11 protein-coding genes are annotated in these 11,910 nt (G+C 71.4%); 8 read left to right on the forward strand and 3 right to left on the reverse strand.

Annotated elements, in window-relative coordinates; genetic code table 11:
• Positions 1 to 35: 35 nt before the first annotated feature.
• From frr to AC07C1_RS30160, 8 genes are all read left to right on the forward strand, one after another.
• Complete coding sequence (gene frr, locus AC07C1_RS30125; protein WP_478944058.1) at positions 36 to 593, forward strand: ribosome recycling factor; 558 nt, start codon at positions 36 to 38, stop codon at positions 591 to 593.
• On the forward strand, positions 593 to 1,735 hold the full coding sequence (locus AC07C1_RS30130) for a phosphatidate cytidylyltransferase (protein ID WP_478944059.1): 1,143 nt from the start codon (positions 593 to 595) through the stop codon (positions 1,733 to 1,735). The genes frr and AC07C1_RS30130 overlap by 1 nt, the downstream gene beginning before the upstream one ends.
• Before the next feature lie 344 nt (positions 1,736 to 2,079).
• Positions 2,080 to 3,306 carry a cytochrome P450 gene (locus AC07C1_RS30135; protein WP_478944061.1) on the forward strand — a complete coding sequence of 409 codons (1,227 nt, stop codon included), beginning with the start codon at positions 2,080 to 2,082 and terminating at the stop codon, positions 3,304 to 3,306.
• Between the two features lie 72 nt (positions 3,307 to 3,378).
• Positions 3,379 to 4,485 carry a dual-specificity RNA methyltransferase RlmN gene (gene rlmN / locus AC07C1_RS30140; RefSeq protein WP_478944062.1) on the forward strand — a complete coding sequence of 369 codons (1,107 nt, stop codon included), beginning with the start codon at positions 3,379 to 3,381 and terminating at the stop codon, positions 4,483 to 4,485.
• Between the two features lie 212 nt (positions 4,486 to 4,697).
• Positions 4,698 to 5,780, forward strand: a complete 1,083-nt coding sequence (locus AC07C1_RS30145) for a thiamine ABC transporter substrate-binding protein (protein ID WP_478944064.1) — start codon at positions 4,698 to 4,700, stop codon at positions 5,778 to 5,780.
• A gap of 38 nt (positions 5,781 to 5,818) precedes the next feature.
• A complete protein-coding gene (locus AC07C1_RS30150; protein ID WP_478944145.1) occupies positions 5,819 to 7,420 on the forward strand; it encodes an ABC transporter permease in 1,602 nt (533 codons plus the stop codon).
• Positions 7,420 to 8,439 (forward strand): ABC transporter ATP-binding protein, encoded by a 1,020-nt coding sequence (locus tag AC07C1_RS30155; RefSeq protein WP_478944065.1) that lies wholly within the window; start codon positions 7,420 to 7,422, stop codon positions 8,437 to 8,439. The genes AC07C1_RS30150 and AC07C1_RS30155 overlap by 1 nt, the downstream gene beginning before the upstream one ends.
• A 23-nt stretch (positions 8,440 to 8,462) precedes the next feature.
• Entirely contained in the window at positions 8,463 to 9,260 is a 798-nt protein-coding gene (locus tag AC07C1_RS30160; RefSeq protein WP_478944067.1) for a maleylpyruvate isomerase family mycothiol-dependent enzyme, read from the forward strand.
• Positions 9,261 to 9,375: 115 nt separating this feature from the next.
• Here AC07C1_RS30160 and AC07C1_RS30165 read toward each other — a convergent pair whose 3' ends face one another.
• The 3 genes from AC07C1_RS30165 to AC07C1_RS30175 form a co-directional block, all read right to left on the reverse strand.
• Positions 9,376 to 10,071 carry an LAETG motif-containing sortase-dependent surface protein gene (locus AC07C1_RS30165; RefSeq protein ID WP_478944068.1) on the reverse strand — a complete coding sequence of 232 codons (696 nt, stop codon included), beginning with the start codon at positions 10,069 to 10,071 and terminating at the stop codon, positions 9,376 to 9,378.
• A gap of 158 nt (positions 10,072 to 10,229) precedes the next feature.
• Positions 10,230 to 11,393, reverse strand: coding sequence for an LOG family protein (locus AC07C1_RS30170; protein ID WP_478944070.1), 1,164 nt, complete (start codon positions 11,391 to 11,393; stop codon positions 10,230 to 10,232).
• 36 nt (positions 11,394 to 11,429) lie between these two features.
• Positions 11,430 to 11,837: a VOC family protein gene (locus AC07C1_RS30175; RefSeq protein ID WP_478944072.1), complete on the reverse strand. Its 408-nt coding sequence runs from the start codon at positions 11,835 to 11,837 to the stop codon at positions 11,430 to 11,432.
• Between the last annotated feature and the right edge of the window lie 73 nt (positions 11,838 to 11,910).

Here is an 11,910-nt window from a genome sequence, read left to right on the forward strand (position 1 = left end):
AGCCGGGCCTCACTCAAGACACGCAGGAGCAAGTGGTGATCGAAGAGACCCTCCTCGAGGCCGAGGAGAAGATGGAGAAGGCCGTCGTGGTCGCCAAGGAGGACTTCGCCGCGATCCGCACCGGCCGTGCGCACCCGGCGATGTTCAACAAGATCGTGGCCGACTACTACGGTGCCCCGACGCCGATCAACCAGCTGGCCTCGTTCTCCGTGCCGGAGCCGCGCATGGCGGTCGTGACGCCGTTCGACAAGAGCGCGCTGCGCAACATCGAGCAGGCCATCCGCGACTCCGACCTGGGCGTCAACCCCAGCAACGACGGCAACATCATCCGTGTGGTGTTCCCCGAGCTGACCGAGGAGCGCCGCCGCGACTACATCAAGGTCGCCAAGAGCAAGGCCGAGGACGCGCGTGTGTCCATCCGCTCCGTGCGCCGCAAGGCCAAGGAAGCCCTCGACAAGCTCGTCAAGGACGGCGAGGTCGGCGAGGACGAGGGCCGCCGCGCGGAGAAGGAGCTCGACGACACCACCCACAAGTACGTCGCTCAGGTGGACGAGCTCCTGAAGCACAAGGAAGCGGAGCTGCTCGAAGTCTGATGAGCGACTCTTCCTGGGGCGTGCCGCCACCGGCGGGCCAGGCCGGGTACTGGGGGTCCACCGGCGGCGTGCCTGTCCAGCCTGCCCAGGGGGCCGCCCCGGCGGGTCCCGCATACGATGCGCCTGAGGCGCAGCAGACTCGCCACATGCCCATCGCGCCCGGCGCACCCGCGTACGGCGGAGACCAGGACGACGACCGGGGGGCCGCTCGGCCGGGCGGCTCCCTCTTCCGAGACGAGACCTTCCAGGACCGGCCCCTCCCGGCCGAGACCCAGAATCCGGAGCCCATGCCCGACGCCCCGCAGCCGGCGCCAGCGCCGCAGAAGAAGAGCGCGGGCCGTGACCTGAGCGCGGCCATAGGGGTCGGCGTCGGGCTCGGTGTGGTGATCGTCGCGTCCCTGTTCGTCGTCAAGGCCGTGTTCCTGGGCGTGATAGCGGTCGCCGTCGTCGTCGGCCTGTGGGAGCTGACCAGCAGGCTGCAGGAGCGCAAGGGCATCAAGGCGCCGCTCGTGCCGCTCGCGGTCGGCGGTGCGGCGATGGTGGTCGCCGGTTATGTGCGCGGCGCCGAGGGCGCGTGGGTCGCCATGGCCCTGACCGCCCTGGCAGTTCTCGTCTGGCGCATGACCGAACCACCGGAGGGCTACCTCAAGGACGTCACGGCCGGCGTCTTCGCGGCGTTCTACGTGCCCTTCCTGGCCACGTTCGTCGCGCTGATGCTCACCGCCGACGACGGCCCCTGGAGGGTCCTCACCTTCCTGCTGCTGACGGTCGTCAGCGACACCGGCGCGTACGCGGTCGGCTGGCGCTTCGGCAAGCACAAGCTCGCCCCGCGCATCAGCCCCGGCAAGACCCGTGAGGGCCTGCTCGGCGCGGTGCTGTTCGCCATGGTCGCGGGCGCGCTGTGCATGCAGTTCCTGATCGACGACGGCAGCTGGTGGCAGGGCCTGCTGCTGGGCCTCGCGGTCGCGGCCAGCGCCACGCTGGGCGACCTCGGCGAGTCCATGATCAAGCGGGACCTGGGCATCAAGGACATGGGCACCCTGCTTCCCGGGCACGGCGGCATCATGGACCGGCTCGACTCGCTGCTGCCCACGGCGCCGGTGGTCTGGCTGCTGATGGTGGTGTTCGTCGGCGGCAGCTGAACCGGGGCCGCTCCGGTCCGGCCGCTGACGGTGCCACATCGCGATAGCGCCACATGGAAGCACGGCAGCAATCGTCGGATCCGCGTGTGCCGGGCGTCGTACGGACTTCCGGGCCCCCGCCCTGAGCACAGGGCGGGGGCCCGTCGCCGTTCCCGGGCTCCCTGGCCCGTTGCCGTTACCGAACTCCCCGGCCCGTCGCCGTCCCGGACTCCCCGGCCCGTTCCGGAAGGAGCCCGCACCCGGATGCCGCAGCACAAATCGGCGGCCGGGCCCCGCGCGCGGCAGACTCCCTCAGAGGACGGCGTGTCCTGCGCCGCCCGGCGACGCAGCAGGGAGTGTGCCCGATGCCCCTCGACCCAGCATCCACCCCGCCCCCTCCGCCGGTGAGGTTCTGGCCCGTCGACGACCTGCCCGCCCTCGACCCCGACCCCTTCCTCGACGAACTGCTGCGCGACGAGCCGGTCACCCGGATCAGACTGCCGCACGGCGACGGCCACGCCTGGCTGGTCACCCGGTACGAGGACGTCCGCTTCGTCACCTCCGACCCGCGCTTCTCTCGCGAACAGGTCGTCGGCCGCGACGTCACCACGATGCGCCCGGTGCCGGTGGCATCGCAGACGGCGGGCCTGCAGTACATCGACCCGCCGCGGCACAACCGGCTGCGCCGCGTCGTCGCCCGCGCCTTCACCGGGAAGAGCATGCAGCGGCTGCGGCCGCTGGCCGAGCACAGGGCCACCGAACTGCTCGACGGCATGGAGCGCGCGGGCGCACCGGCCGACCTCATGGAACACCTGCACGGCCCCTTCCCGATCGCGGTGGTCCGCGACTTCCTCGGCGTGGACGAGAAGGACTGGCACCGCTGGGCCGCGACGGGCGAGGCCCTGCTGTCCGCGGGCACCGAATCCGCGGAGCGCGCCAGGGAGGCCGCCCAGGCCACCCGGGCACGGATCGTCGAACTGCTCCAGCGCCGCCGTGAGGAGCCCCGCGAAGACCTCGCCGGGGTGCTGGCGCAGGCCGCCGCGGCGGGCGAGATCACCGACGACGAGGCGATCTCACTCGCCACCGCCATCCAGGTCAGCGGCGGCCACGCGGTCCGCAACAACAGCGGCTCGATGATGTACGCGCTGCTCACCCACCCCGGGCACATGGACCGGCTGCGCCGCGAGCCGGAGCTGCTGGCCCGGGCCGTGGACGAACTGTTCCGCTACGTCCCGCACCGCAACGGCGTCGGCATCCCCCGCGTCGCCGTCGAGGACGTCGAGGTCGGCGGCCGGCTGATCCAGGCCGGTGACGTGGTCTACAACGCCTACGTCGCCGCCAACCGCGACCCCGAGGTCTTCCCCGACCCCGACGCCCTGGACTTCGACCGCGAGAACGCCGCCCACCTGGCCTTCGGCCATGGCCCGCACCACTGCCTCGCCGCCATCATGGCCCGCATGGAGGCCGAGGTCATGATCGGCACCGTCCTCACCCGATTCCCCGGAATCCGGCTGGCCGTGCCCCCCGAGGAGGTCGAATTCCAGCGCCAGGGCCTGATCCGCGGCCCCAGGACCCTGCCCGTGACCTGGTGACACGACCGGACCCCCGACCACCCGACGCTGGGCCGCAGGTCACCCGATTGGATCTGCGACACTGGTACAGCCATGCCTAAGCCCGGAGAACTCACTTTCGTCGCCCCGCGCGGAGCCAAGAAGCCGCCGCGGCACCTCGCCGACCTCACGCCCGCCGAGCGCAAGGACGCGGTGGCCGAGATCGGCGAGAAGCCGTTCCGTGCCAAGCAACTCTCGCAGCACTACTTCGCGCGGTACGCGCACGACCCGGCGGAGTGGACCGACATCCCCGCCGGTGCGCGCGGCAAGCTGCAGGAGGCGTTGCTTCCCGAGCTGATGACCGTCGTCCGGCACCTGTCGACCGACCAGGGGACCACGCGCAAGACCCTGTGGCGGCTGTTCGACGGGACGCTCGTCGAGTCCGTGCTGATGCGGTACCCGGACCGGGTCACCATGTGCATCAGCTCGCAGGCGGGGTGCGGCATGAACTGCCCGTTCTGCGCCACCGGGCAGGCGGGTCTCGACCGGAACCTGTCCACCGCCGAGATCGTCCACCAGATCGTGGACGGGATGCGGGCCCTGCGGGACGGGGAGGTGCCAGGCGGACCTGCGCGGCTTTCCAACATCGTCTTCATGGGGATGGGGGAGCCGCTCGCCAACTACAAGCGGGTCGTGGGCGCCGTTCGGGCGCTCACGGATCCCGCCCCGGACGGGCTCGGGCTCTCGCAGCGCGGGATCACCGTCTCGACCGTCGGGCTGGTGCCGGCCATCCACCGGTTCGCCGACGAGGGCTTCAAGTGCCGGCTCGCGATCTCCCTGCACGCCCCCGACGACGAGCTGCGCGACACCCTCGTCCCCGTGAACACGCGGTGGAAGGTGCGCGAGGTGCTGGACGCCGGGTTCGAGTACGCCGAGAAGTCCGGCCGCCGGCTGTCGATCGAGTACGCGTTGATCCGGGACATCAACGACCAGGCCTGGCGTGGTGACCGGCTCGGCCGGCTGCTCAGGGGCAAGCCCGTGCACGTCAACCTGATCCCGCTCAACCCGACGCCGGGGTCCAAGTGGACCGCCTCCCGGCCGGCGGACGAGAAGGCGTTCGTCGAGGCCATCGCCGCGCACGGGGTGCCCGTCACCGTTCGGGACACCCGTGGTCAGGAGATCGACGGGGCCTGCGGTCAGCTCGCGGCCACCGAGCGGTAATCTGGCCACGTCCAACATCTTCATATTCCGACAGGGGAGCGCCACAGCGCTGAGAGTGCGGCAATCGGGCCGCAGACCCTCTGAACCTCGCCCAGGTCATTCTGGGTAGGAAGTTCGGTCATCACTCAAGCTGTTGCGCCCTGCCCGGGCCTCCCTCGCGGAACCCGGGCGGGGCCGCGTCTCTTCCTGGCCAACCCCCAGGAGGACATCCAGTGCACAACAAGACCTTCGTGGCCGGGGCGGTCGGGCTCGGCCTGATCGCCCTGCCCGTGCTGACCGGCTGCGGGTCGACCGACGCCAAGGGGTCCACGGACTCCAAGACCGTCACCCTGGTCAGCCACAACTCGTGGGCCGTCTCCAAGAGTGTGCTCAAGGACTTCGAGAAGCGATCCGGATACAAGGTCAGGGTGCTCGAGGACGGCGACGCCGGCCAGGCCGTCAACAAGGCGATCCTGACCAAGGACAACCCGCAGGGCGACGTCTTCTTCGGCGTCGACAACACGCTGCTGTCCCGGGCCCTCGACAACGGTCTCTTCCAGCCGTACGAGGCCAAGGGACTCGGCACCGTCGGCGCCGCCTACCAGCTCGACCGGGCCGGGCACCGCGTCACGCCCGTCGACTACGGCGACATCTGCGTCAACTACGACAAGGCCTACTTCAGCAAGCACAAGCTGACCCCGCCGGGGTCGTACGCCGACCTGGCCAAGCCCGAGTACAGGAACCTCCTCGTCACGGAGAACGCCGCCACCTCCTCGCCCGGGCTGGGCTTCCTGCTCGGCAGCGCCGCCCGGTACGGCGACAGCGGTTGGCAGGACTACTGGAAGAAGCTCCAGGCCAACGGCGTCAAGGTCGTCGACGGCTGGGAGCAGGCCTACTACCAGGAGTTCTCCGGCTCCTCCGAGGGCAAGAAGGCCGGCGGCGACCGCCCGCTCGTGGTGTCGTACGCCTCCTCCCCGCCGGCCGAGGTGATCTACGCCAAGAAGCGGCCCAGCACCGCCCCGACCGGCGTGGCCGCCGGTACCTGCTTCCGGCAGATCGAGTTCGCCGGGCTGCTGAGCAACGCGAAGAACACCAAGGGCGGCAAGGCGTTCATCGACTTCCTGCTCACCAAGGAGTTCCAGCAGGACATGCCGCTGAAGATGTTCGTCTACCCGGTCGTGAAGGGGGCCGGCGTGCCGGCCGAGTTCACGAAGTACGGGGCGGCCGCCAAGAGCCCCGAGACCATGGCACCCGGCAAGATCGCCGCCAACCGCGACCAGTGGGTCAAGTCGTGGACGTCGCTCGTACTGAAGTAGCCGAGACCCGGCGGGGAAACGCGGCGCGGCTGGGGCTCGTGGCCCTGCCCGTCGCGTTCTTCGCGCTGTTCTTCGCCTGGCCCGTGGCCGCGATCGTCGCGCGCGGACTGAAGGTGGGCGGCGCCTGGCAGTTCGGGCGGATCGCGGACGTCGTCACCCAGCCGGACATCCGGCACGTGCTGTGGTTCACCACCTGGCAGGCGCTCGCCTCCACCGCGCTCACCCTGCTGCTCGCACTGCCCGCCGCCCATGTCTTCGCCCGCCTCGACTTCCCGGGCAGGCATCTGCTCCGGGCCGTCGTCACGGTCCCGTTCGTGCTGCCGACCGTCGTCGCCGGCAGTGCCTTCCTGGCGCTGGTCGGGCGGGGCGGGCTGCTCGACGAGCTGTGGGGGGTACGGCTGGACACCACGGTGTGGGCCATCCTGCTGGCCCACGTCTTCTTCAACTACGCGGTCGTCGTGCGCACGGTGGGCGGGCTGTGGGCCCAGCTCGATCCCCGGCAGGAGGAGGCGGCCCGGATGCTCGGCGCCTCGCCGCTGGCGGCCTGGCGGAGGATCACCCTCCCCGCGCTCGCGCCGGCCGTGGCCGCCGCCGCGCTGATGGTGTTCCTGTTCACCTTCACCTCCTTCGGTGTCGTGCAGATCCTCGGCGGCCCCACCTTCTCCACACTCGAAGTGGAGATCTACCGGCAGACGTCCGATGTGTTCGATCTGTCCACGGCCGCCGTCCTCACTCTCGTCCAGTTCGTCGCCGTCGGCGCGATCCTCGCCGTGCACGCCTGGACCGTACGGCGGCGGGAGGCCGCGCTGCGCCTCGTCGATCCCAGGGCGACCGCCCGCCGACCGCACGGGCCGGGGCAGTGGGCGCTGCTCGCCGGGGTTCTCGCCACCATTGCCCTGCTGCTCGTGCTGCCGCTCGGCGTGCTCGTCCGGCGCTCCCTCGACGCGCCAGGCCTCGGCTACTACCGGGCGCTGACCGATGCCGACGGCGGTACGTTCCTGGTGGCGCCCCTGCACGCGGTGTGGACTTCACTGGAGTACGCCGTCGCCGCCACCGCCATCGCCGTGGTGATCGGAGGTCTCGCCGCCGCCGCGCTGGCCCGGCGGGACGCGGGACGGCTGGTACGGGGTTTCGACGCGCTGCTGATGCTGCCGCTCGGCGTGTCCGCCGTGACCGTCGGCTTCGGCTTCCTGATCGCGCTCGACAAGCCGCCGCTGGACCTGCGCCAGTCCTGGATCCTGGTGCCGCTCGCCCAGGCGCTGGTGGGCGCACCCTTCGTCGTACGGACCATGCTGCCCGTGCTGCGCGCGGTGGACGGGCGGCTCAGGGAGGCGGCGGCCGTGCTGGGTGCCTCGCCCTGGCGGGTGTGGCGCGAGGTGGACCTGCCGATGGTGCGGCGGGCGCTGCTGGTCGCGGCCGGGTTCGCGTTCGCCGTCTCGCTCGGCGAGTTCGGGGCGACCGTGTTCATCGCCCGGCCGGACAACCCGACGCTCCCGGTCGCCGTGGCCCGGCTGCTCAGCCGCCCCGGAGACCTGAACTACGGCCAGGCCATGGCCCTTTCGACCATTCTGATGGTGGTGTGCGCCGTCGCGCTGCTCGTCCTGGAGCGGCTGCGCACCGACCGGACGGGGGAGTTCTGATGCTGCTGAGCCTCGATGCCGCGACCGTGCGCTTCGGCGGGCGGCCCGTGCTCGACGCGGTCGGCCTCGATGTCGCCGAGCACGAGGTGGTGTGTGTGCTCGGGCCGAGCGGCAGCGGCAAGTCGACGCTGCTCCGGGCGGTGGCCGGGCTGCAGCGGCTGGACTCGGGGCGGGTGCTGCTCGACGGCCGCGACCAGACGGGACTGCCCGCGCACAAGCGCGGTGTCGGGCTGATGTTCCAGGACCATCAGCTCTTCCCGCAGCAGGACGTCGGCGCCAACGTCGCCTTCGGGCTGCGCATGCACGGTGTCGTCAAGGGCGAACGGGACAGCCGGGTGAGCCAGTTGCTGGAGCTGGTCGGGCTGCCGGGGGCCGCCCGGCGGGCCGTGGCCGGGCTGTCCGGCGGTGAGCAGCAGCGCGTGGCGCTCGCCCGGGCACTCGCGCCCCGGCCCCGTCTGCTCATGCTGGACGAACCGCTCGGCCAGCTCGACCGCTCGCTGCGCGAGCGGCTGGTGGTCGAACTGCGGGAACTGTTCGGCCGGCTGGGGACGACCGTGCTCGCCGTGACCCACGACCAGGGCGAGGCGTTCGCCCTGGCCGACCGGGTGGTGGTGATGCGGGACGGGCGGATCGCGCAGTCGGGGACGCCCCTGGAGGTCTGGCAGCGGCCCGCCGACGCGTTCGTGGCCCGCTTCCTCGGCTTCGACAACGTGATCGCGGCGACCGTCGCCGGTACCGCCGCCGACAGCCCGTGGGGCAAGCTGCCCGTGCCCGACGGCTCCGCGCAGGGGAACCGTACGCTCCTGGTCCGGCCCGCCGGGGTACGGCTCGTGGCCGCCGACGCCGGCCTGCCGTGCACGGTGACCGCCCGTACCTTCAAGGGCACCCACGTGGCCGTCCGCCTCCAGCCCGGGGACGCCCCGCGCCTGGAGGCTGCCTGCGCGCTCCGGGACGCGCCGGAGGTCGGGGACACGGTGGGGGTGGAGTTCGACGCGGCGGAAACCGTCGTACTCGACTGATCATCTCGCCCTAAGGTGAGGTCATGACGTTACTCGCACATGACCGTTACTGTGACGAAATAGCCCACCAGGTGAAGCAGTTGAGAGCCGTGGTGACCTCCGGCGCCGATCTCTCCGCCACCGTGCCGACCTGCCCGGACTGGTCGCTCGAACAGCTCGTCCGCCACATGGGCGGCGCCCTGCGCTGGGTGGACGCCCTGGTGCGGAGCCGGGCGCAGGAGCCGATCGAGCACGAGCGGGTGCCGCTCGGCGCCGGGCCGGAGGCCCAGGGTGACGCGGCGGCGCTGGACGCCTGGCTGGCACAGGCCGGTGACCTGGTCGTCGCCGCACTGCGCGAGGCCGGCCCGGACGCCGGGGTGTGGTCGTGGACCGGCATGGCCAGCTCCGGTTTCTGGGCCCGCCGGATGGCCCACGAGATCACCATCCACCGCGCGGACGCCACCCTCACCGCCGGGCTGCCCTACGAGGTCGCGCCCGACATCGCCACCGACGCGCTGGACGAGTGGCTCCAGCTCGTGGAGTGGGTGCAGCGGAACACCCCGCGCCCGGAGGCGAAGGAGTTGCGCGGTCCCGGCCGCAGCATCCACCTGCACGCCACCGACACCGAGCCCGCCCTGAACGCCGAATGGCTCGTCGAGCTGGGCGAGGAGGGAGTCACCTGGCGCCGCGGGCACGAGAAGGCGACCGTGGCCCTGCGGGGACCGCTCACCTCGGTCCTGCTCGCGTTCTACCACCGGCTGCCGCTGGACAGCCCCGGCCTCGAAGCGCTGGGCGAGCGGGAGCTGCTGGAGTTCTGGCTGCGGCGGACCACCTTCGGCTGAGGACGGCCCCGACCGGGGGCGAGGGCGCGACCGTCCCCGTGGGGTGACCGCTCGACGACCGCGGCCCGTCCCCTGGGGATAGGAGGACGGGCCGCGGCGCTGTACGGAAAAGGCGTCAGCCGTTGTTGCGCGCTCCACGGCGGCGCATGCCGAAGAAGACCGCGCCACCGCCGACGACGACCAGGGCGCCCGCGAGGCCGGCGATCAGACCGGTGTTGGAGTTGGCACCGGTCTCGGCGAGGTTCGAGTCAGCGGCCGCCGGGGACGGCGCGTTGCTCGGCGTGCCCGCCGGTGCGGAGCTGGACTCGGAGGTCGACGGGGTCGGGCTCGCCGACTCGGCCGGGGCGGACTTGGACGGCGACGGCGACGGCGTGGTGGAGGCCGTCGGTGCCGGGGTCTTGGTCTCCTCGGTCTTGCAGGCCGTGGACGGCGTCACCAGGTCGGGCTTGACGTCCTCGTCGACGATGTGGCCGGCCGTGACGTGGACGCGGTAGGTCGCGTTCGGCTTCCAGTCCTCCGGGAAGGTGACCGGAGTGCCCTCGGCCGAGCCCTTGACCTGCTGCTCGCCCACCTTGGTCTCGACGCCGCCGTCGGCCTTCAGGAACACGGTGACGGTGGCCTCGACCGCGGAGCGGTCGGTGTCGGTGACGACGATGACACCCTTTTCACCGTCGCACTTGGCTTCGGCCTTGAAGTCACGGATGTTGCACGCGAGCGCGGAGCTGGACAGACCCAGCACGACCGCGGCCGAGGCGGAGGCAACACCCAGGATGCGCACGGAACGGCGTGCGCTACGGCGAGTTATGGACACGTTTGTCCTTTACAGAGCATAACTGCGGGGGGCTGAAGGGGAGTTGGGGCACAGACGAGGTGAGGCCCCAGCACCCCCAGGAGGCTCACAGATTTATAAGCGCTCCGTAAGTAGTGTCAACGCATATGCCACCGGAGGCCGTTGACTTTACCTGCTTATTAAGCATCGAGACGTTTGATCGCGTCCGGCACCTGCTCGATCCGGTCAACGAGGGCGATACGGGACTCCATCGACCGCCCGCGGGCCAGCGACCGCAGCAACGGCCACGTCGGCAGCTCCCGCGTCCAGTGCGCCTCGTCCACGAGCACCATCGGCGTCGGCTCACCGCGCGACTCGTAGTAGTTCGGCGTCGCGTTGTCGAAGATCTCCTGTACGGTCCCGGCGGCGCCCGGCAGGAAGACCACTCCGGCGGTGCAGCGGGCCAGCAGGCCGTCCTCGCGGGTGGCGTTGGCGAAGTACTTGGCGACGTGCGCGGCGAACGCGTTCGGCGGCTCGTGGCCGTAGAACCAGGTGGGGATGCCCACCGACGCCCCGCCGCCCGGCCACCGTTCGCGCACCCCGAAGGCCGCCCGCGCCCACTCCGTGACGGACGGGCGGAACGAGGGGGCCCCGGCGAGGAGCTGGAGCGCGTCGTCGAGCATGCCGTCGGCGAAGGGAGCGGCGTAGGCGCCGAGGTTCGCCGCCTCCATCGCGCCCGGTCCGCCACCGGTGGCCACCGTGAACCCGGCGCGGGTCAGTTCGCGGCCCAGCCGGGCGGCACCGGCGTAGGCGGCGGTCCCGCGTGCCATGGCGTGGCCGCCCATGACGCCCACCACCCGGGCGCCGACGAGGAGTTCGTCCAGCGCGTCGGAGACGGCGTCGTCGTGGATCGCGCGGAGCATCGAGGCGAACACGTCACCGTCGGCCTTCGTCCGCCGGAACCAGGCGTAGGCCCGGGCGTCCGGTGTCGCCTCGTACCCCTCGTCCAGCGACTCGAAGAGTTCGCCGGGTGTGTAGACGAAGCCGCGGTACGGGTCGAAGGGGAGATCGGGGACGGGCGGGAACACCAGGGCTCCGGCCGACCGGACATGGGCGGCGGCCTCGGGGGCCATCGGGCAGCCGAGGAAGACGGCGCCCGTGGCGTCGAGGCGGAGCAGTGCGTCGGTACGGTCGCTCAGGTCGACTGCCTGTACCCGGTATCGGGCGAGCGAGCCGTGCGCGGCGACCTCCTCGTCGAACTCGGCGAGGGACTCGATCTCGCGGTCGTGGGCGGCGGCGGGGGTCCCCGCCGCTCGACCGGCGTCGAGAGCTTGGGGGAGCGGTTGGGCGGGTGTCGGTTCCACCCGCCCATGCTGGCACGGATGTTCGGCCGGCGGAGGTCAGCCCTGGATCGCGGCCGGGTCCATCCACATGACCTCCCAGGTGTGGCCGTCGAGGTCGTCGAAGGCGCGGCCGTACATGAAGCCGTGGTCCTGCGTCTCGCCGCTCGCCGTGCCGCCGGCCGCAATCGCCCTGTCGACCAGCTCGTCGACCTTCTCGCGGCTCTCGGCGCTCAGACAGACCAGTACCTCGCTGGTCGTGGTCGCGTCGGCGATCTCCTTCTTCGTGAAGGTCGCGTAGAACGGCTTGGTGAGCAGCATCGCGACGATGGTGTCGCTGATCACCACGGAGGCCGCCTTCTCGTCACTGAACTGCGGGTTGATCGTGTAGCCGAGTTCCGTGAAGAACGTCTTCGAGGCGTCGAGGTCGTTCACGGGCAGGTTCACGAAGATCATCTGCTGGTACATGGGGGTTCTCCCGTCGGCGTCTTCCATCCGCGGTGGATCGCGGTCGGTGGGTAGACCGGCGGTCCTGGCCGAA

It is taken from the genome of Streptomyces sp. NPDC045022 (assembly GCF_056432605.1).